General features: G+C 66.6%; 14 protein-coding genes. 7 read left to right on the top strand and 7 right to left on the bottom strand.

Features of this window, described 5'->3' with window-relative positions; genetic code table 11:
• The first annotated feature begins 13 nt into the window (after positions 1–13).
• The 4 genes from JHW40_RS19345 (at position 14) to JHW40_RS19360 (ending at position 5,628) form a co-directional block, all read left to right on the top strand.
• The gene (locus JHW40_RS19345) at positions 14–2,677 is read left to right on the top strand and encodes a cation-transporting P-type ATPase (protein WP_211657213.1); all 2,664 of its coding nucleotides are present in this window, start codon (positions 14–16) and stop codon (positions 2,675–2,677) included.
• A gap of 109 nt (positions 2,678–2,786) precedes the next feature.
• On the top strand, positions 2,787–3,362 hold the full coding sequence (locus JHW40_RS19350; protein WP_090610515.1) for a biotin transporter BioY: 576 nt from the start codon (positions 2,787–2,789) through the stop codon (positions 3,360–3,362).
• Positions 3,359–4,519 (top strand): AMP-binding protein, encoded by a 1,161-nt coding sequence (locus JHW40_RS19355; RefSeq protein WP_090610514.1) that lies wholly within the window; start codon positions 3,359–3,361, stop codon positions 4,517–4,519. The genes JHW40_RS19350 and JHW40_RS19355 overlap by 4 nt, the downstream gene beginning before the upstream one ends.
• Positions 4,516–5,628, top strand: a complete 1,113-nt coding sequence (locus JHW40_RS19360) for a thiolase family protein (RefSeq protein WP_090610513.1) — start codon at positions 4,516–4,518, stop codon at positions 5,626–5,628. Before JHW40_RS19355 ends, JHW40_RS19360 begins: the two co-directional genes overlap by 4 nt.
• On the opposite strand, the gene JHW40_RS19365 is transcribed toward JHW40_RS19360, so the two are convergent.
• Entirely contained in the window at positions 5,625–6,299 is a 675-nt protein-coding gene (locus JHW40_RS19365) for a nitroreductase (protein WP_090610512.1), read from the bottom strand. The two genes, JHW40_RS19360 and JHW40_RS19365, sit on opposite strands and share 4 nt — an antisense overlap.
• A gap of 152 nt (positions 6,300–6,451) precedes the next feature.
• Between JHW40_RS19365 and JHW40_RS19370 the strand changes: the two genes are divergently transcribed.
• Complete coding sequence (locus JHW40_RS19370) at positions 6,452–9,001, top strand: polysaccharide pyruvyl transferase family protein (protein ID WP_170851725.1); 2,550 nt, start codon at positions 6,452–6,454, stop codon at positions 8,999–9,001.
• A 17-nt stretch (positions 9,002–9,018) separates the two neighbouring features.
• On the opposite strand, the gene JHW40_RS19375 is transcribed toward JHW40_RS19370, so the two are convergent.
• Genes JHW40_RS19375 through JHW40_RS19390 form a run of 4 tightly spaced genes read right to left on the bottom strand, consistent with a single transcriptional unit; the run spans position 9,019 to position 14,763 of the window.
• Positions 9,019–9,795 carry an ABC transporter ATP-binding protein gene (locus JHW40_RS19375; protein ID WP_090610510.1) on the bottom strand — a complete coding sequence of 259 codons (777 nt, stop codon included), beginning with the start codon at positions 9,793–9,795 and terminating at the stop codon, positions 9,019–9,021.
• Entirely contained in the window at positions 9,792–11,774 is a 1,983-nt protein-coding gene (gene fhuB, locus JHW40_RS19380) for a Fe(3+)-hydroxamate ABC transporter permease FhuB (protein WP_090610509.1), read from the bottom strand. The genes JHW40_RS19375 and fhuB overlap by 4 nt, the downstream gene beginning before the upstream one ends.
• On the bottom strand, positions 11,771–12,646 hold the full coding sequence (locus JHW40_RS19385; protein WP_090610508.1) for an ABC transporter substrate-binding protein: 876 nt from the start codon (positions 12,644–12,646) through the stop codon (positions 11,771–11,773). The genes fhuB and JHW40_RS19385 overlap by 4 nt, the downstream gene beginning before the upstream one ends.
• Positions 12,647–12,690: 44 nt before the next feature.
• Positions 12,691–14,763: a TonB-dependent siderophore receptor gene (locus tag JHW40_RS19390; protein WP_090610507.1), complete on the bottom strand. Its 2,073-nt coding sequence runs from the start codon at positions 14,761–14,763 to the stop codon at positions 12,691–12,693.
• 264 nt (positions 14,764–15,027) lie between these two features.
• On the opposite strand from JHW40_RS19390, the gene JHW40_RS19395 reads away from it, so the two are divergent.
• Complete coding sequence (locus JHW40_RS19395) at positions 15,028–17,466, top strand: membrane-bound PQQ-dependent dehydrogenase, glucose/quinate/shikimate family (RefSeq protein WP_090610506.1); 2,439 nt, start codon at positions 15,028–15,030, stop codon at positions 17,464–17,466.
• Positions 17,467–17,541: 75 nt separating this feature from the next.
• On the opposite strand, the gene JHW40_RS19400 is transcribed toward JHW40_RS19395, so the two are convergent.
• Positions 17,542–17,862 (bottom strand): hypothetical protein, encoded by a 321-nt coding sequence (locus JHW40_RS19400; protein ID WP_090610505.1) that lies wholly within the window; start codon positions 17,860–17,862, stop codon positions 17,542–17,544.
• 151 nt (positions 17,863–18,013) lie between these two features.
• On the opposite strand from JHW40_RS19400, the gene JHW40_RS19405 reads away from it, so the two are divergent.
• Complete coding sequence (locus JHW40_RS19405) at positions 18,014–18,784, top strand: SDR family NAD(P)-dependent oxidoreductase (protein WP_090610504.1); 771 nt, start codon at positions 18,014–18,016, stop codon at positions 18,782–18,784.
• On the opposite strand, the gene JHW40_RS19410 is transcribed toward JHW40_RS19405, so the two are convergent.
• Positions 18,757–21,537 carry an AMP-binding protein gene (locus tag JHW40_RS19410; protein WP_090610503.1) on the bottom strand — a complete coding sequence of 927 codons (2,781 nt, stop codon included), beginning with the start codon at positions 21,535–21,537 and terminating at the stop codon, positions 18,757–18,759. The genes JHW40_RS19405 and JHW40_RS19410 overlap by 28 nt on opposite strands.
• Between the last annotated feature and the right edge of the window lie 102 nt (positions 21,538–21,639).

Below are 21,639 nucleotides of genomic sequence, written 5' to 3' on the forward strand. Positions count from 1 at the left end.
ACAGGAAGACGACATGACCGATCCGTGCCCCACGGCCGACAGCCATGCCCGCCCAGCCGCCGCCATTCTTGCCGCGCTGGACAGCTCGGCTTCCGGTCTGACTGCGGCTGATGCTGCCGCACGGCTGGCCCGTCACGGACCCAACAGCCTGCCGGACGAGGCGCCCCGTCCCGCGATCCTGCGTTTCCTTGGGCAATTCAACAATGCGCTGATCTGGTTCATGCTGGCCGGGGCCACCGCCGCGGCCCTGTTGTCGCATTACATCGACGCCGGCGTGATCATGGCGGTGGTGATCGTCAACGCGGTGGTGGGCTTTCTGCAAGAGGGCAAGGCCGAAAACGCGCTGAACGCCATTCGCGGCATGATCGCGCCCCATGCCAGCGTGCTGCGCGACGGTCACCGGGTCAGCGTCGGCGTGGCGGATCTGGTCCCCGGCGATGTCGTGCTGATCGAGGCGGGTGACCGCGTGCCCGCCGATCTGCGGCTGATCAGCGCCCGCAACCTGCTGATCGACGAGGCGATCCTGACCGGCGAATCCGTTGCCAGTTCCAAGGCCACCGATCCGGTGGCCGCCGACGCGGCTTTGGGTGATCGCCGCCCGATGGCCTGGTCCGGCACGCTGGTCGCCAGCGGACAGGGCAGCGGCGTGGTCACCGCCACCGGCCCGCAGACCCAGATCGGGCAGATCAGCACCATGCTGGGCGAGGTCCAGACCCTGACCACGCCATTGCTGCGCCAGATCAATGCCTTTGCCCGCCGCTTCACCCTTTTCGCCTTTGCCGGCGCGGCGCTGATCTTTGTCTTTGCCGTCACCCTGCGCGGGTTCAGCTGGGAGGACGCGCTGATGGCGGTCGTCGCGCTGGCCGTGGGGCTGGTGCCCGAGGGCTTGCCCGCCGTCATCACCATCACGCTGGCCATCGGGGTGCAGCGTATGGCGTCGCGCCGCGCGGTGATCCGCCGCCTGCCTGCGGTCGAAACGCTTGGCGCGACCTCGATCATCTGTTCCGACAAGACCGGCACCCTGACCCGGAACGAGATGACCGTGCGCCGCGTCGTCACCGCCGATGGGGTGACGATGGTGCAGGGCGCGGGCTATGACCCGACCGGGCACGGTTTCGCCCCCGACGGGATCACGCGCGACCTGCTGCGGGCGGCAATCCAGTGCAACGATGCGGAACTGCGCCCCGATGGCTGGAAGGTCGAGGGCGACCCGATGGAGGGCGCGCTGATCGCCGCCGCGATCAAGGCGGGGCTTGATCCGGCGGCGGAACGCGGGGCAGGGCGGCTGGACGCGATCCCCTTTGACGCCGAACATCGGTTCATGGCGACGCTGCACGCGTTGCCCGAAGGCCCGGTCCTGCTGGTCAAGGGCGCGCCCGAACGGCTGCTGACCATGTCCGGCGATCAGGCGGGCGCGTCGGGGCCGCAGCTGCTGGACGCCGCCTTCTGGACCGACCGTATCGACGAGGCCGCGCGCGAAGGCGAACGGGTGCTGGCCTATGCCTTCAAGGCCATGCCGCAAGGGACGACCGGCATCGGCTTTGACGATGTGCAGGGCGGGCTGACCTTTCTTGGCATCACCGGCTTCATCGACCCGCCGCGCCCCGAGGCGGTCGCGGCCATCGCCGAATGCCACCGCGCCGGGATCGAGGTGCGGATGATCACCGGCGATCACGCCGAAACCGCCGCCGCCATTGCCCGCCAGCTTGGCCTTGCCCGCGATCCGCAGGTGCTGACCGGGCAGGATCTGGACCGCATCCCCGATGCCGGTTTCGTCAAGGCGGTCGCGCGCACGCAGGTCTTTGCCCGCACCAGCCCCGAACACAAGCTGCGCATCGTCCGCGCCCTGCAATCGCAGGGCCGGGTGGTTGCGATGACCGGCGACGGGGTGAATGACGCGCCCTCGCTGAAACAGGCCGATGTCGGCATCGCTATGGGCATCAAGGGCACCGAGGCCGCCAAGGAGGCCGCGCAGATCGTGCTGATGGACGACAATTTCGCCTCGATCGTCGCCGCCGTGCACGAGGGGCGCACGGTCCATGACAATATCCGCAAGGTCATCGGCTGGACCCTGCCCACCAATGGCGGCGAGGCGCTGACGGTGATCATGGCGATCCTGCTGAACTTCGCGCTGCCGATGACGCCGGTGCAGATCCTGTGGATCAACCTGATCCTGGCCTCGACCCTGGGCCTTGTGCTGGCCTTCGAGCCGTCCGAGCCCGGCGTGATGGCCCGCAAACCGCGCAAGGCGGGGGCGGGGCTGCTGACGCCGTTCATGTTGTGGCGCGTCTGCTTTGTTTCGGTGATGTTCATGGCGATCTCTCTGGCCGTGTTCTTCTGGGCGCTGGGGCAGGGCCGGGAGATCGAGGTGGCGCGCACCATGGTCGTCAATACGCTGGTGGTGATGGAGATCTTCTATCTGTTCAACATCCGCTATCTGCATATGACCTCGTTCACGCTGACCGGCCTGAAAGGCACCGGGCCGGTGCTGGCGGCCATCGCCGTGGTGGTCGCGGGGCAGTTCGCCTTTACCTATCTGCCGGTGATGAACGGCATTTTCGGATCGCGCCCGCTTGGCCTGATGGACGGGGTGATCATCGTCACCATCGGGGTGCTGACGCTGGTGGTGCTGGAGGTCGAGAAACACCTGCTGCGTGGCGTGTTCGATGACGACTGACTGTCCGGGCCTGCCGATACGTTGTAAGTACTGGACGGCGCCGGTCATGTCGGTGAAACTTCGCGCGCGCAAGGCGGGCCATCGGGACCGCAGGAACAGGAGACACCAGATGGAACGCAGTATCGCCCATATCGCCCTTTTCGCCGCGATGATCGCGGCTTTGGGGCTGGTGCCGCAGATCACCCTTGGCTTCGGTGTGCCGATCACGGCGCAGACGCTTGGCGTCATGCTGGCCGGGGCGGTGCTGGGCGCGCGCCGGGGGGCAGCGGCGGTCGGGCTGTTCCTGCTGCTGGTCGCGCTTGGCCTGCCGCTGCTGGCGGGCGGACGTGGGGGGCTTGGGGTCTTTGTCTCGCCCACGGCGGGCTTTGCGCTTGGCTTTCCGGTCGCGGCCTATGCGACGGGCCTGTTTGTCGAGCATGTCCGGCTGCGTCCGGTCGGGCTGGTTGCCGGGCTGGGCGCGGTCTTTGGCGGGATCGTGGTTCTGTATGTCTTTGGCGCGGCGGGGCTGGCCATCGTTCTGGATAAAAGCCCGGTCGAGGCCGTCACGCTGGTCGCCGCCTTCATTCCGGGCGATCTGCTGAAGGCGGCGATCACCGGGATGCTGGTGCAGGCGCTGGCGAAGGTCCGGCCGCAAACGCTGGCCTGGCATCGCGCGGCACCCGGCGCGGGCGATCTGCGCCTGTGAAGGACGGGGTCGCCCCGCATTTCAACCCTGCGCGCCCCGGTGCGGTGATCGGTTGCGGTCTGCGGGGGCAGAATGCCGGGGCGGTCGCGGCCCTGCTGGACTGTCTGGCGCGGGGGCTGCCCGTTCATGCCAGCCTTGACGGCATTCGCGCCGCCGCCCCTGAGCCCGCGCCATTGCTTTACTGCCAAAGCTCGGGTTCCGGGGGGCGGGTCAAGACGATCCGACGCAGCCATGCCTCGTGGATCGCCAGTTTCGAGGTCAACCGCGCGGCTTTCGGGCTGTCGGACCGCGACCGCTATGGCGTGCTGGGCCAGATGGGCCATTCGCTGTCGCTCTATGCCGCGCTGGAGGCGCTGCATCTGGGCGCGGGTCTGGCCGTTCTTGCCGGCGACGGTCCGCGCAGCCAGATAAGGCAGCTGGCCGATCTGCGGATCACCGTGCTTTACGCCACGCCGACGCAGCTGCGGCGGCTTTTGCTGGCGGCCGAGGGCGCCCTGCCCGCCATGTCCCATATCATCTGCGGCGGAGGCAAGCTGGATCAGGCCTGCCAAGACGGCATGGCGGCGCTTTGCCCGAATGCCACGATCCGGGAATTCTACGGCGCCTCGGAAACCAGCTTCATCACCATCGCGGATGCTGGCACGCCCGGGGGTTCGGTCGGCCGGGCCTATCCGCAGGTGCGGATCCGCATTGACGAGGATGGGCGGATCTTCGTCGCCAGCCCCTATCTGTTCGACGGCTATGCCGAGCCCGACCTGCTGCCCGTGCCGCGCGACGGCGATTATATCCGCACCGGTGATATCGGCTGGCTTGATGCGGCGGGCCATCTGTTTCTGCGCGGGCGGGAAAGCCGCATGGTCACGGTGGCCGACCGCAACCTGTTTCTGGAGGATGTCGAGGCCGCGATGATGGCGGTGGGCGCAGGTGCCTGTGCCGCCGTGGCGGTGCCCGATTTGCAGCGCGGCCATGCCGTCATTGCCGTGGTCGAGGGGGCGGAAGACGATGCCCTTGCCGCCCGGTTGCGCCGTGCCTGTCGTGACGCATTGGGCGATCATGCCGCCCCGCGCCGTGTCGTCTTTGTGCCGAGCCTGCCGATGCTGGCCTCGGACAAGCCCGATCTGGCGGCGCTGGCGGGTATGTTCGGGACCGTTCCGTGAACCACCCGGTCATTGTCGCCGCGCGCCGCAGCCCCGTCATGCCGCGCGGCGGCGCCTTTCGTGCGCTCGAGATCCATCAGCTGGCCGCCCCGGTCATCGCAGATCTGCTGAATGATGCAGGGCTTGCGCCCGGGGATGTGGACGAGGTGATCCTCGGCAATGCGCTGGGGGCGGGGGGCAATCCGGCGCGGGTTACTGCCCTGGCCGCAGGGCTGCCGCAGCATGTGGCAGGGCTGAGCATCGACCGGCAATGCTGCGCCGGGATGGATGCAATTCTGCTGGCCGATGCGCTGATCCGCGCGGGGCGGCACGAGGTCGTGATCGCGGGCGGTGCCGAAAGCTGGTCCCGCCGCCCGTTGCGATTGCGCAGCGATCCGCAGGGTGGCGCGCCGCGCGCCTATGACCAGCCGCCCTTCACCCCCTGGCCCGACCGCGATCCCGGCATGGCCGAGGCCGCCGAAGCCATCGCGGTGCAGATGGGAATCACCCGTGACGAACAGGATGGATGGGCCATCGCCAGCCATACCCGGGCATTGGCCGCGCAGATCCGGATGCAGGCCGAGATCACCGCTCTGGCCGGGGTGGCGCAGGACGGCTTTACCCGCGCCATGACGGTGCGGACCTGCGCCCGCGCGCCGGTGCTGACGGGCAGCGTGACGGCCGCCAATACCGCCGTGGCCGCCGATGGCGTGGGCTTTTGCCTGCTGGTCTCGGGCCGCGTCGCGCAGCGGCTGAGGGTGCCACGGCTGCGTATTCTTGCGGGGGCGACGCTGGGGGACGATCCCGAATTGCCGGGTCTGGCCCCGGTTCCGGCGATCCGCGCGGTGCTGCGGGCGGCGGGGCTGTCCGCCGATGCGTTCGAGGCCGTCGAACTGATGGAGGCCTTTGCCGTTCAGGCCATTGCCTGCGCGCAGCTGACGGGGCTGCCGGTCGGGCGGATCAACCGGGGCGGCGGGGCGCTGGCGCGGGGCCATCCGATCGGAGCCTCGGGCGCGATCAATCTGGTGCGGCTGTTCCACGAGCTGACCGCCAGTGGCCAGACCGGACTGGCGGCCATCGCCGCCGCAGGCGGGCTTGGCACCGCCGTCGCGCTGGAGCGGCTTGCCTAGAAGCCCCGGAAGCTGGTGAATGCGGGCAGGTCCTCGCGTTCGGTGCGCAACCGGTTTTCCGCCGCGTCAGGGTCGGGCCAGCCCAGAGCGATGCCGCAGACGACCATTTCCTCGTCGGGCAGGTCCAAAAGCCGCTGGATGGTGGGCCCGTAATTCGCCAGCGCGCCGATGCCGGATGTGCCCAGCCCCTGCGCTTCGGCGGCCAGCAGAAAGCCCATCAGGCTCATCCCCAGATCCATGAAGCAGCCCTTGCCCATGTTCCGGTCGATGGTGACGACGACACCCACCGGTGCCCCGAAAAAGGCATAGTTGCGCCGGAACTGCCGCCGCCGTCCCTCCAGATCGCGCCGGTCGATCCCCAGCGCCTGATAAAGCGCAAACCCCGCTGCCCGCTGTCGCGCCTTCAGCCGGGCGGGCATCGGGTCGGGAAACCATGAATATTCGCTGGTCTCGGGCAGGCCCGCGTCGATCGCCGCCCCAAGCCCGCGCACCAGATCATCCAGCGCCGCCCCGGTCAGGACGTGGAAATGCCCGGGCTGAAGGTTCGCGCCGCTGGGGGCCGTGCGGGCCAGTCGACAGATTTCCTCGATCACGTCCCGCGCGACCGGCTGGTCGCGATAGGCCCGCACCGAGCGTCTGCGCCGCATCAATTCGCCCAAAGCGTCCCGCATTCGCCACCCCCAGAAGTCGCGCGCAACCTGTCCGTTACGGCTTATGGCGTCAAGTCGGCGCCGGTTGCATGACCGGGGTTCATGCCCTGTCACGATTGGTATAGACAATCGGGGTAATGCAGGCATCGCGCGCACGCAGCAAGGGAACCGGGATGAACTACGCGAAGATGAGCCCGTCCAAGGCGAAGGAACTGACCGGTTCTGTCACCGAGGCTCTGGACAGCAACGACCTGGGTCGGCATGTCAAGCGGATCTGGGTGTATCAGCAGCGATCCCTTGTCGTGGATTTTGCCTATCAGCGGGTTCATTTCGGCGTTGATTTTTCGCTGTTGCCGGAAGGCGGGCTTGCGGTCGATCTGGTGCAACGCGGCAAGTCGCAGGTGTTTTCGGTTACCGAAAGCGGCGAAAAGAAGGACCGGCTGGCCAGTGATGCCTCGGCCGATGAGGCGATTGCGACGGTCGTGGCAAGGCTGCGCGACCTGACTGCCCGCATTGATGCCCATCGCGCGGACAATACCGACAGCGGCCCGGTGCCGGAAGCCGAAACCGAACCGGTGCGGCGGCGCAAGGTCGGTATCCTGACCCTGCCGCTCAGCAAGAACTATGGCGGCAACCTGCAGGCCTATGCGCTGATGCAGGCGGTTCAGGATCTGGGATGTGATCCGGTGCTGATCAACAGGCGATATGTCATCCAGAACCCCGCACGGCGCGTGCCGCAGGACGACATGGCGCCGATCACCAACCGGATCGACCTCGAGACCGATTGCGAGAACCGCTCTTTCATCGAAAGCAATATCCTGCCGATCACCCGCAGCTTCCGCAATTCGGCACAGCTGAGGAAACATCTGGCCGATTACGATCTGGATGCGGTCGTGGCCGGAAGCGATCAGGTCTGGCGCCCGAAATATGCGCGCGGCCTGCTGATGGATTTCTTCCACGGCTATCTGGACGGAGAGAACCGCAGCATCCGGCGCATCAGCTATGCCGCGTCCTTCGGCGCAGACAGTTGGGAGTTCAGCGACGAGCAGACGCGGAAGGCGGCAGAGCTGATCAGCCGCTTCGACGCGGTTTCGGTCCGCGAGGACAGCGCCGTCGATCTGTGCCGCGAACATCTGGGTGCCGACGCCAGCCATGTGCTGGACCCGACGCTGCTGCTGACGCCGGAACGCTATCGCCAGCTGTTCGCGGACCGGCTGAGCGATGCTGCCGGACGCCGGATCACCAGCTATGTGCTGGATCCGAACCCCGAAAAGCTGCGGTTGATGGATGCGATATCAGACCGGCTTTCCATGCCCATCCTGTCCACCGGCGCCGCGTCGCGCGATACATCGGTCGAGGGCTGGCTGGCCGCCTTTTATCAGGCCGATTTCGTGTTTACCGATTCCTTTCACGGCGTGGCCTTCTCGATCCTGTTCAACAGGCCCTTCATCGCTTTCGCCAATCCGCAGCGGGGGATGGCACGGTTCACGTCGATCCTGAAGATGGCCGGGCTGGAGGACCGTCTGGTCATCGATGCCGAGGCCGCCGATCTTGAACAGCTGCTGCAACCGATCGACTGGGACGGCGTCAACCAGCGGATCGAGACCCTCCGGGCGCACTCCAGACAGTTTCTGCTTGATGCCTTGGGATTGACAGCGGACGCCGGACAGGCGGTGCGTGTCAGCGGCAGGAAGAAGCGGTCCGACAGCAGCGGCCTGCCCGTGAAAAACAATGGCGCGCCGGTGGCGGTGGATGACGGTTTTATCAAGGGTGCCCGGGATCTGGCATTATATGACAGTGAAAGATTTTCTGCCGCCTATATGAACGGCGATCCTGTCGGGCAGGCTCGTGCGCGGCTGATGTTTCATGCCCATGCGCTTGAAAAAGGTCTGAGCCATTCCAAATTCCGACCCGGATTCGGCAAAAAGCCGATGGGGCGTGTGGCCAGGGACACGAGGAAGTGGCTTGAATCCGGTAAAAGTATTGATGATCCGTTTTTCAAGGCGGCGATTTCCGCTGCGCATGTTTATTTTGATCGACATGAACGCCTTGACTTCGATGTCTCGCATTTCTGGGAAATGTTTTCTCCGCGCGTGCAGGAACTGATAACGCAGGCCGACGATCAGCATGGCGGGGCGCTGAAATCGCGACTGGATCGCGAAGCGGTTCCGGTCGCCGGGGGCGACAAATTCTTCATGGATGTTGTCTATGGCAGGCGCAGCGTTCGGGAATATACCCCGGAGCCGATCAATCTGGATCAGGTCAGGCAGGCGGTGCAGATCGCTTCGCAGGCGCCATCGGTCTGTAATCGGCAGGGGCCGCGTGTCCATTACTTTCGCGATCCGACCCAGATCGAAAAGCTGGTGAATCTGCAAGGCGGTTTTGGTGGCTATCCCAAGCCGCCGGGGCTGTTGCTGGTCACCTGTGATCTGACCGCGTTCGTTTTCTCGATGGAACGCAATCAGGGCTTTATTGATGGCGGCCTGTTCATGATGGCGCTGTTGCTTGGGCTGGAGCAGGTCGGATTGGGTGCCTGCCCATTGAATGCGGCGATGGGTTCCCAGCGTGAAACCACCATCCGGCGCATTCTGAAAATTCCAGAAAGCGAGGCGCTGATCTCATTCATCGCCATCGGGAATTATGATCCTTCGGTTCTGGTGGCAAGATCGCTTCGATATCCTGTCGAGGACCTGCTTGCCGTCCATGAACAAGGGGGCAACTGACAACAGGGTTGGCAGGCTCAGGCAGGGATGGCCACCGGCAGCCCGTCCTGGCGGGTCAGCACCTGCATCGGCAAGCCATAGATCTCGTGCAGCGTCCGGGGCAGCATCAGCTCGGACGTGCTGCCCTGCATCGCCAGCCGCCCCCGTTTCAGCGCAACGACATGATCGCAGAAACGCGCTGCCATGTTCACGTCATGCAGCACGATGATCGCGGTGCGCTGCTGCGCATGGCACATCCGGCGCACCAGAGCCAGAACCTCGACCTGATGGGCGATGTCCAGCGCCGATATCGGCTCGTCCAGCAGCAGTGTTCCGGCCTGTTGCGCCACCAGCATGGCCAGCCAGCATCGCTGCCTTTCGCCGCCCGACAGGGTATCGACCAACTGGTCCTGCATTCCGGTTAGGCCGCATTCCTCCAGCGCGCCGGCGCAGGCGGCGTGGTCGTCCGGCCCGAACCGCCCCAGCGCGCCATGCCAAGGATAACGCCCCAGCGCCACCAACTCGCGCACCAGCATCCCCTCGGCCGGGGGCGGATGCTGCGGCAGGAAGGCCAACTGCCGGGCATAGTCGCGGATCGGCCAGTCGCCCAAGGGCCGCCCCTGAAAGCCGACCTGACCTTCGGCCACCGCGATCTGCCGCGCCAGCACCTTCAGCAGCGTCGATTTGCCCGAGCCGTTATGGCCGATCAGCGCGATCATCCGGCCCTGCGGCAGATCCAGCGTCAGATCATGCAGCAGGCGGCGGCCCGGCACATCGACGCAGAGGTTTGTTATACGAAACAGCGGCGTGGTCATCTGGTCTTCCTCATCATCAGCCACAACAGCCACGGCGCCCCGATGAGCGAGGCGAACAACCCCAGCGGCAACTCATAGGGGAAACCGGCCATGCGCGCGCCGAAATCGGCGGTCATCATCAGCGCGGCCCCGATCAGCGCGGCGGCGGCGATCTGATCCTGCGGCCGGGCAAAACCCGCGCGCCGCGCCAGATGCGGTGCCATCAGCCCGACAAAGCTGAGCGGGCCGACCAGCATGGTCGCGGCCCCGGTTGCCAGCCCGGCCAGCCCGACGATGGCCAGCCGCGCCCGGCGCAGGGGCAGGCCCAGCCCGGTCGAGACCCCGGTCCCCAACGGCAGCACCGCCAGCCAGCGCCGCATCAGCAGCGCCGCCACCAGCAGCAGCACGGCCAGCAGGGCCATGGCCACAGCTTCGCGCCCCCCGATGGCCGAGGACGAACCGCTGAGCCATGACAGCACCGCAAAGGCGCGCGCATCGCCCACCGCCATCATCGCCGACAGAACCGCCGTGGACAGGGCGGAAACCGCGATTCCGGCCAGCAGCACACGTTCGGCAGGCATGTCGCGGCGGCTGACATAGATCGCCAGCAGCGCCAGCGCCAGCGCGCCTCCCACCATGCTGCCGCCGATCTGCGCTAGCACCGATGGGACGGGGATCATGAACAGCACCAGCGCAAAGCCAAGCGTGGCGCCTCCCGACACGCCCAGCACCTCGGGCGAGGCCAGCGGGTTGGCGGTCAGCCGTTGCAACAGCGCCCCGGCCAGCCCCAGCGCCGCGCCCGCGCCCGCTGCGGCGACCAGACGCGGCAGCCGCAGCGGCAGGAAGGCGGCGACGCTTTCGCGGTCCAGCACGGTCCAGCCGCCGGGCACCCGCCCGATCCAGACCAGCATCAGCGCCCCCGCCATCAGCAACAGCGCCAATGCCGCCAGCAGCCTTGCCGGGCGGCGCAGCCGCGGGGGCGGGCCTTCGGCGGCCTCGGTTCCGGGCGGGGTCGAGCCGCGCAGTCGCGGCAGCAGCCAGATCAGCAGCGGCCCGCCGATCAGCCCGGTCAGGGCGCCGGTGGGGAACATCTCGTGCAGCCGTCCGGCGATGGCCAGCACCAGCCCGTCGCAAAGCGACAGGATCAGCGCGCCGATAGGCGGGGCCAGCCACAGCACCTGCACCATGTTGCGCGCCCCCAGCGTGCGCGCCAGCGCCGGTGCGGCCAGACCGACGAAGCCGATCAGCCCAAGCTCGGCCGAGACCGACCCCGCCAGCGCCACCGCCAGCGCCATCGCGGCCAACCGGATCGCGGTGACGTTCAGGCCCAGCCCGCGCGCGCCCTCGACCCCCAGCGACAGCACCCGCAAAGGCCGCGCCAGCAGCGCCGCCGCCCCCGCCCCGGCCAGCAGGATCGCGGTCAGCCCGCGCACGCCCGACCAGTCCTGCTGCACCAGAGAGCCGCCGTTCCAGATCACCAGCGACAGCAGATATTCGCCCTGCGCCAGCGTGATCGCGGTGGCGATGGCGCTGGCGGTCATGGCGATCAGCATCCCGGCAATGACCATCGTCACCGGAGCAAAGGCGCGCGCCGCCCCGATCGCCATCACCAACGCCGCCGCCAGCACCGCGCCGCCCATGGCGACGGGCCAGCGCCCCAGCGTATCCAGCAGACTGGGGGTCAGGATGGTGGCGATCACCAGCGCAAGCTGCGCGCCCGAGGAGATCCCCAGCGTCGTCGGATCGGCCACCGGATTGCGCAGCACCGCCTGCAGCAGCGCCCCCGACAGACCCAGCGCCGCCCCCGCCAGCAGCGCGATCACCCCGCGCGGCATCAGGCCAAAGCCCAGCAGGATCTGGCCAAGGCTCATTCGCTGCGGATTGAGGGGCAGGGCGGGCCAGTCGGACGCAGGCAGCAGCCGCAGCGCCGCCGACAACCACATCAGCGAGGCCAGCGCCAGAAGGGCGGCCAGAAGGATCGACAGCCGGGCAGGGGTCATCCGATGCTTTCCACCGGTTGCGGGGCGCGGGTGAAGGCATCGGCCAGCAGTCGCGCGAAACGCAGCCCGGCAGGCACCCCGCCGAAGGGATTGACCCGGCCCAACTGAAAGACGCGGTTTTCCGCGACGGCGGGCAGGGCCTGCCACAGCACGCTGCGCCGCAAGCCGCGCCGGGCCTCGGGCGGGACGGCGCCGACAATGGCGATGCGGGCCTCGGGGATGCGGGCCAGTTCCTCGATCGGGACCGGTGCCAGAAAGCTGAACCGGGTTCCGCCGGTCCAGGCGTTTATCAGCCCCAGCCTCTCCAGCACATTGCCGAACATGCTGTCATTGCCGAAGGCGCGCAGATGGCGGGCATCGCCCAGATTGACCGGACAGACCGGGCGATCCGCAAAGGGGCGCAGCCGCCCGGCCAGCCGGTCGAATTCGGCCTCGCAGGCCGCACGCGCATCCCGTCCCGCCCCGGCATCGCCGATGGCGGCGGCCAGCCCGTCCAGCGCCGACAGGGCCCTGGGCAAAGGCGCTTCGCCCGGCAGATAGAAAGGCAGCGACAGGACCGGCGCGATCGAGGCCAGCCGCGCCTCGTATCGAGTGTAATAGGGCGAACTAAGGATCAGGTCGGGCCGGGTCAGTTGCAGCAATTCGTAATTCGGCGCGCCGCGCAGGCCCAGATCGGTCACCTGATCGGGGATCTCGGGGCTGACGGCATCGGCGCGATAGCGGATCAACTCGCACCCCGCCACCGGCATGTGGCCGATGGCGATGGCGGTTTCCATCATCGCCCAGTCGATCGTCGCCAACCGGGGCGCGGCGGGTGCGCTGCGCAGCACCCCCGGCGCCAGCCCCGCCGCCAGCAGGGCACCGCTGCCCATCAGAACCCTGCGCCGATGGGTGCGGAAGGCCGCGCCGGGCCTTGTCACCACTTGTAGGCGACCGTGGCCATGACCGTGCGACCCTCGCCATAGAAGCAGCCGAAGAAGCTGCAGGTCGAGACATAGGTCTTGTCGGTCAAGTTGTGGATGTTCAGCGATGCCTCGATATTGTCGCGGGTATAGCTTGCGCCCAGATCGACCAGCGTCACATCGTCCAGCCGGTGCGTATTGGTGGTATCGTCACGCGCGCCGACATAGCGCACGCCACCGCCGACCCGCAGCCCGTTGCCGAAATCGCGGTCCAGCCACAGGCTGGCGGTGTGGCGCGGCGCGTTGGGCATCGGCTGGCCGGTATTGGTGCCGCCCACCTGCTCGGTATCGTTATAGGCATAGCCCGCGCGAATATCCCAGCCCTGCGCCAGTTCCGCCGTCGCCTCAAGTTCCACCCCGCGCGACTTCACCTCGCCGATCTGCTGATAGAGGTTGCCGCCAATCGCCTGCCTGATGTTCTTCTGCCGCAGGTCATAGATCGCGGCGGTGAACAGCGCGTCGAATTCAGCCGGCTGATACTTCACGCCCAGTTCCCATTGCCGCCCGGTCGTGGGGTCCAGCGGGCGGCCATCCTCGGTCCGGCCGGTCTGCGGATCGAAAGAGGACGAATAGCTGACATAGGGCATCACCCCATTGGCAAAGACATAGGACAGGCCCGCCCGCCCGGTCAGGTCGTTTTCCTTATAAGCGGATTCAAAGCCATACTGCTCGCCGGTCTGCTTGACGTAATCGTAACGCAGCGCCAGCGATCCGCGCCAGTTGTCATAGACGATCTCGTCCTGCGCATAGACGCCGACCTGTTTCAGCGTCACGCTGCCCGCGTTGGGCGTGCCTGCAAAGCCACGCTCGCCATCAGTCGCGGTTCCGGTGCGCGGGTCGAAGCCGGGGGCGGTGCCGAAATGGCTGCTTTCGTCGGCATCGTATTTGCGGATATCCACACCGAACAGCAACTGATGCGTGGCCGCGCCGGTCTGCATTTCGCCCGACAGGCGGGTGTCAAGGCTGATGCTCTCGCTGCGTTCGCTCTGACGGCTGGATCCGCGCGGGAAGGTGCCATCGGGTTGCAGGGTGGCGCCGATGGGCAGATAGGTGCCGGTATAATCCCAGTCCAGCTTTTCGTAGCGGAAGGCCTGCGCCAGCGTCCAGCCGTTGTCCATCTGGTGGCTCATCTCCAGCCCCAGATTCCACATGGTCCGGTCGCTGTCGTCCCAATCCGATTGCCCGGCATAAAGATCGCGCAGATAATCGCCATCCCCCGTCTGCGTCAATTCGTAAGGCAGGCCGATGGGCGAGATCGGCTTATCCTTGGTATAGGACGCCATGAAGTCGATCACCGTCGCATCGTCGGGCCGCCAGCGCACCGCCCCCGCCAGATAGCCGCGTTCGTTGTTCACCTCGCGCACTTGCTGGCGGATATCGCTGCCAAGTCCGGTCAGACGCCATGACAGATCGTCCGAGACCACGCGGTTCAGGTCGAAAAACAGCTTGCGGCTGTCATTGCTGCCATAGGACAGGCCGACCTCGTTGAAATCGAAATCCTGCGCGCGTTTCTGCACAAGGTTGATCACGCCCACCGGAGAACCCGCGCCATAAAGCGACGAGGACGGCCCGCGCAGCACCTCGACCTGCTGCATGCCATACAGCTCATAGTTGGTGGCGCCGAAATAGCGCCCCTGACGCAAACCGTTCACATATTGCGCATGCGACGAACTGAAGCCGCGCACGATGGGCTCGTCCGCCCGGGGATCGGCGCCGAAGGGCTGGCTGGACACGCCCGCCGTATAGGACAGCGCCTGACTCAGATTGGCGGCACCCTGATCGCGGATCTGCTGGTTGGTGACGACCGAGACCGATTGCTGGCTTTCGGCCAGCGGCGTGTTCGATTTGGTCGCGACCTGGGAATTGGTGGCGACATAACCGTCCAACGCGACCGAGCGGGCGGCATCCGCCGTGATCTCGATCACGCCCAGAACGGTGGTTCCGCTGTCATCCTGCGCCAGCGCGGGATGGGCAAGGACGATGAGGCTGGCGCCAAGCAACAAGGCGCGGCGGGGCGAAGGGGACATGGCGCGTTCCTGAGACATGAGTCGATCACGCCATATTGACAGAAACACTCGGGATTATCAATTGCCCGTGATATGGGCATATGCCCATCGGCAATTCCTTGCTGCGGTCGAAATGGGGTCGCGCCGAGGGGGCGCTTTGCCACCGACGTTCCGCCATTCCGGCACAACCTTGAGGTTTCCCGTCGGCGGGTATAATCCGATGGCAGACCAAGGGTGGCTGGATGGCACCACACCCAGGCAACAAAACAATCAGGACGAGACAGCATGACAACAACAACGCGACCGATTCCGGCGGTGGCCCGGCTATGGCTCTGGCTTCTGGGTATCGTACTGCTGGCGGCGGGGCTGTTCTTCGCCATCGGCGGGGTCAGGCTGCTGATGCTTGGCGGAAGCTGGTATTTCGTGGTGGCGGGCCTCGTCCTGATCCTGTCGGCCATCCAGATCATCCGGGCCCGGCCCGTGGGCGTCTGGCTGTATCTGCTGGCATTCGGCGGAACCGTCGCATGGGCGCTGTTCGAGGTCGGCGCCGATTATTGGGGCCTGATCTCTCGCTTGCTGGCGATGGGCTTTGGCGCGGCGGTGGTTCTGGCGACGCTGCCGCTGCTGAACCGTGCCGCGGGGCGCCCTGCACGTCCGGTCCTGCCGCTGTTCGGCGCGCTGGTGCTGCTGGTGGCGGGGCTTGCGGGCTTTGGGTCGATGTTCCGCATCCATCCCGAGGTCGTGGCGGCCGCCCCTGCCGCCGAAGCGGTGGCGGTGACGCCGGAAACCGAACAGACCGACTGGGCGCATTACGGCAACGGGGTGGCCAATGACCGTTTCGCCGCGCTGGACCAGATCAATACCGGCAATGTCGGCCAGCTTGAGGTCGCCTGGACCTTCCGCACCGGCGATGTGCCGGTCTCGACCGGCTCGGGGGCCGAGGATCAGATGACGCCTTTGCAGGTGGGTGACAAGCTGTTCGTCTGCACCCCCAGCAACAACGTGATCGCACTGGATGTCGATAGCGGCGAACAGATCTGGCGCCGTGATGTCGATGCCAGTGTGGGCGGGGTCTGGGAACGCTGCCGGGGGCTGGCCTATTTCGATGCCACCGCCCCGATCCAGCAGCCAAGCGTGCCCGGCTCGACGCAGGTTCCGCCCGTCGCGCTGGCCGAGGACGCGGCCTGCCAGCGGCGGATCATCATGAACTCGATCGACGCGCGGCTGTTTGCCATTGACGCCGACAGCGGTGAATTCTGCGCCGATTTCGGCGATGGCGGGCAGGTCGATCTGAAAGACGGTGTCGGCGAGGTGGATAATATCGCCTATTACACGCTGACCTCTGCCCCGACGATTGCCGGAACCACCATCGTCGTCGGTGGCCGCGTGGCCGACAACGTGCAGGTCGATATGCCCGGTGGCGTGATCCGGGGCTTTGACGTGATGACCGGCGCGATGCGTTGGGCCTTCGATCCCGGCTCCGAGACGCCCAACCGCGAGTTGCAACCGGGTGAGACCTACAGCCGGTCCTCGGCCAATGTCTGGGCCGGCACGACCTATGATCCGGCCTCGAATACCGTTTTCCTGCCGATGGGTTCGCCTTCGGTCGATCTTTATGGCGTGACCCGGACCGAGATGGACCACCTTTACGGTGCCTCGATGCTGGCCGTTGATGCCACGACCGGGGTGCTGAAATGGCACTATCAGACGGTGCGTAACGATCTGTGGGATTTCGACCTGCCGATGGCGCCGACGCTGATCGACTTTCCGACCGAAGGTGGTGCGCGCGTCCCGGCGCTGGTCTTTGCCACCAAGGCGGGCCAGATCTTCGTGCTGGACCGCCAGACCGGAGAGCCGCTGACCGAGGTCGAGGACCGACCCGTGCTGCCCGCGAACATCCCCGACGAGCCCTATGCCGCGACGCAGCCGGTCTCGGTCGGGATGCCGCAGATCGGGGCCGATACGCTGGTCGAGGCCGATATGTGGGGCGCCACGCCCTTCGATCAGCTGATCTGCCGCATCGGCTTCAAATCGATGCGCTATGAGGGGCTGTTCACCGCGCCGGATACGGATATGTCGCTCAGCTATCCGGGGTCTTTGGGTGGCATGAACTGGGGCGGGGTGTCGGTCGATCCCAACAACGACCTGCTGTTTGTCAACGACATGCGGCTGGGTCTGTGGGTGCAGATGATGCCGCAGGAATCCGGCGCCGCGCTGTCGGATGGTGGCGAGGCCCCGAATGCCGGAATGGGTCAGGTGCCGCTGGGGGGCACGCCCTATTCCGTCATCAAGGACCGCTTCCTGTCGCCGCTTGGCATTCCCTGCCAGAAGCCGCCCTATGGCACGTTGACCGCCATCGACCTGAAGGATCGTCAGGTGGCATGGCAGGTGCCGGTGGGCACGGTGCGCGACACCGGCCCGCTTGGCATGAAGATGCGGCTGCCGATCCCGGTCGGTCTGCCGACGCTGGGTGGCACGCTGGCGACGCAGGGCGGGCTGATCTTCTTTGCCGGGACGCAGGATTACTATCTGCGGGCATGGGACGCCGCGACAGGGCAAGAGGTCTGGAAATCCCGTCTGCCGGTCGGCAGTCAGGGCGGCCCGATGAGCTACAAGTCACCCAATACCGGCAGGCAATATGTGGTGATTTCGGCAGGCGGTGCGCGTCAGTCGCCGGACCGGGGCGATTACATCATCGCCTATGCGCTGCCCGACGAAGGCTGAAACCGAACGCCCCCGCCTTTCTTCGGCGGGGGCGGCGCGTCGTGCGGGCAAGGCATGTCCCTTGCCCGGTTACGATCAGCGGCGACTGCCGCCGCTTGCCAGCATCCCCCCGACGACGAGGCCGACGGCAAAGCCAAGCAGACCGACGGTGGACAGAACGGTTGCGGTGGTGCCGGGATTATCCCGGGCGACATCGGCTGCGACATGAGCCTGATCGCGCATCTGGTGAACGACCTGCCGCGCCCGGCCCCTGCCTTGCTCGTAAATATCCTCGGCATCCTCTGCCGCATCCGAGGCGTAAGAGGCCAGCGACTTGCTGATCTTCGACATTTCCTTCTTCAGATCGGTGATCTGTTTTTCCAGGTTGGCCCGGACATCATCGGCAACATTGGCCATCGTCATACTCCGTTACGGTTCCGGATCAGAACGAATGGCAGGCGCAGAGGTTCCAAGCCCCCCGCGCAATGACCCGATCTGATGTCGTCTGGACCTTGCACCTGCATTCATGCGACTTACGGGCGCGAATGGAGCGAGGACAGGCGAATTGATGCGAAACCCGAACAGGATTGCAATTGTCACCGGGGGCTTGTCCGGCATGGGGCGCGCCATCGCCAGCAGGCTGGCGCGGGACGGCACGGTGGTTTTCATCGGTGCAAGGCGTGGCGCCGACCCCGAGCTGACACGCGGGCTGACCGGGCAGTTCGGCGACCGGATCGGGTTCGACCGCCTCGATGTGCGCGATTCGCAAAGCTGTGAAGGGTTTGTCGGGCGGGTTCTGGACGCCTACGGACGCATCGACATTCTGGTCAATGCGGCGGGGGTCTATGAAGAAGCCCCGGTCAGCGGCCATCCGGACCGGATCTGGGACGACACCATCGACACCAATCTGACCGGCACCTTCAAGATGATCCGCGCGGTGATGCCTTCGATGATGCGGCAGAAATGGGGGCGGATCGTCAATCTGGCCTCGGTCGCCGCGCATCAGGGGATGGCCGACAACGCCGCCTATTGCGCGTCAAAGGCGGGGCTGCTGGGGCTGGGGCGCTGCGTCGCGCTGGAAGGGGCGGCGGCCGGCGTCACCTGCAACAGCGTCAGCCCGACCTGGGTCGAGACGGAAATGCTGAAGAAGTTCATCGACGACGAGGTGGCGCAGGGCGCGCCGCGATCCGAGGTGGTGGCCAGATACGAGGCCTCGAACCCGCAGGGCAAGCTGGTCCAGCCCGAGGAGGTCGCCGAACTGGTGGCCTATCTGACCAGCGAGGCCGCACGCGCGGTGACGATGGCCGATTATCAGGTCAATGCCGGCTCATTGTGGTAGCCCAATCTGCGCGTCAATAACGCGGGGCCGTCCAAGATGCTTTCGAACGGCCCGGCCCCGGCCTGCCGCCATGCGTCGCTGGCAGCGGCGTTGTCGAATGTCGCATCCGCATGCAGGATCAGGGGATCGGCGGCGATCAGACGCCGCACCGCGTCGGGCAGAGGGGCCGCCGCCAGCCATGTGTCGGGGGCAAGCGCTGTGCCTGCGCGGGGGGTGATCGGCCCTTCCGCGATCAGGTTGTAAAAGGACAGGCCATCCGACGGCGGCAGCCCGACCAGAAACTGGGCCGCGGCCCGGACATCGGACATGGGAAAGCTCAGCCCGGCGGGAATGCTGCGTGACGCGCGGCAGGCATCAAGGATGATCTCGCAGATATCCTTGGGATTGGGCGCGTCAAGGTCATAGAGCGACGGCAGCCGCACAACGGCCGCCGCCACCCCGGATGCGGCGATTTCGGCCTCGGCCACGATCTTGGCGGCCCCATAGCCGGAACAGCCGTCGTAAAGCCGCGCGGGGGCTTCGGGCCAGGGGCCTCCGGTCGCGGGAAACACCGCCGATGACGAGGAAAAGCGCAGATCCGCACCCGCGTCGCGGCAGAATTGCAGGGTGGTGCGGATGCCGGTCTGCGACCATTCCTCCATCCGGGCGCGGTCCACGGCCAGATTGACCGTCGCCGCGCAATGGATGACGGTGCGGACCTGACGGCACAGCGCGGAATAATGCGCCGCGTCCAGTCCGAAACGCGGATCGTCGATCGAACCCACGACCGCGACGATCCGGCCCGGCGGGGCATCCAGCGCCTGCGCGACGGCATCGAGGCGCAGCTGCGGATCACGGTTGCGCGGGCGGATCAGGCAATAGATCACCTCATCCGCAGGCAATCGTTCCAGCGCCGCCGCCAGCACATGCCCGCCCAGAAAGCCGGTCGCCCCGGTCAGCAGGATGCCTTTGCGCTCAAAGCTTTGCGGCGCCGCGACCGCCTGTTCCGTCAGCAGCTGATGCAACCGCGTCAGGGGCAGGTTCAGCGCCCAGTCGAAATCGACGCGCCGCCCGTGGCTGGCCTCCAGCGACAGGATCAGATCGACGCACATCAGGGAATCGCCGCCCTGATCGTGGAAAGAGCGTTCGGGGTCAACACCGTCGATCCCGCAGCGCAGGATCCGCGCGACATGGGCGACGACCGGCAGCGTATCGCCCGCCCCGACCGGCTGGCCGGGTTCGGCGGCCACGGCGGGCAGCGCCTTGAAGTCGCATTTGCCCGAGACCTGATGGATCGGAATCTCGTCCAGCCGCACCAGATAGGCCGGAACGCAATAGCCGGGCAGCACCTCGCGCAGCGCCGCCGCCAGTGCCTCGGGCATACGGTTGCTGTCTGGTGCAATCCCCCAGCGCGCTGTGTTCCCGGCCCTTTGCGCGGCATCGGCGGTATAGTAGAAGACCAGCGCCTGCCCGTGATCGTCGATCTGCCGCACCCATGGGATTGCCTGCGAGAATTCCAGCAGCCCGGCCATGGTCTGGGTCAGTTCCTGCGTCTGGATGCTGTGCCCGCGCAGTTTGAGCATATGCGCCACCCGCCCCAGCACGGTTATCTGGCCGTCCTCGCCCACATAACCCTGATCGCCGGTGTCATAGAGCCGGGTCGCGCGCCCCTCGATCACCAGTTCGCGAAAGCGGCGGGCGGTTTCCTCGGGCCGGTTGACATAGCCCGGCCCCAGCATGCGCGGGCCCTCGAAATGCAGCAGACCCGGCATGCCGGGCGGGCAGGGGCGGTCGTCATCATCCAGCACCACCGCGCGCAGATGCGGCATGGGCTTGCCGACCGTCACCCCGCCATCCCCGCCTGCGGGGGCAGTCAGTTCGGACATGCAGATGTCATGGGTCTCGCAAATGCTGTAGAGGTTCCACAGCCGCGCGCCGGGCAGCCTGGCCCGCGCCTCGGCGATCAGCCGGTCGCTGACCACCTCTCCGTTCAGGATCACCCGTCGCAGCGGCAGGGCGGCGCTGATGGCCGGTTCCATCCCGCCGAGGATCTTTTCAAGGAAAGAGGGCGTGAACAGCATCTCGTGGATGTCGTGATCCGACAGGAACGACGCCAATGCCAAGGGCGACAGCAGGTCCTGAAGGCCGGGAAAGCAGATCTCGGCCCCGTTTCTCAGCGGTCGGAACATTTCCCAGATGGCGAAGATATAGACGCCCACCTTCATGCCGGGCAGGTAAGGCGTGAACTCGTCGCGCCAGTGATAGGACAGCAAGGCCGCGTCATGGGTCACCGGGATGCATTTCGGCCGCCCCGTCGTGCCGGATGTGGCCACCAGATAGATCGGATCGGTGGGCCGGATGCGCGCGGGCAGCACCGGCCCGGCAGATGGCGCGTCCAGCAGCGCCGCCGCATCGACAACCCGGCAATGGGTCGGCAACTGGCCTTCCTTCGGCGGTTGCGCAGTAAGGATCATCCCGATTTCAAGCTCTGCCAGGATATTGCCCAGCACCGCCCTGGGCATCGCCGGGTCCAGATGCACGAAGGGCCGCCCGTCGATCACGCAGGCGATCGCCGCCGCGCCGAACAGCGCCCCCGGTGCGCCATAGACCGCGACCGCCTTCTGCCCCGCCAGCAGTTTCTGCGCTGCCCCGACGAAGGCCGCAAGGTCGCCATAGCTGAGACAAAGCTGCCGGTCGCGCAGCGCGATACGGTTGCGCTGCGAGGTCAGGGCCTCGGCCAGTTCGTCGGCAATCGAACGGTAGTAATCAGGCATGGATGACCCGCGTTTGGTGACGCTGCGGAAACAGAGACGCCTTTGGTCGCCGCAATGGCGCGGAAGGTCAAGACAGGACAGGTCGGACAGGGGCGTCTGTCA

Origin of the sequence: Paracoccus alcaliphilus, assembly GCF_028553725.1 — a bacterium.
Taxonomy (GTDB): Bacteria; Pseudomonadota; Alphaproteobacteria; order Rhodobacterales; family Rhodobacteraceae; genus Paracoccus; species Paracoccus alcaliphilus.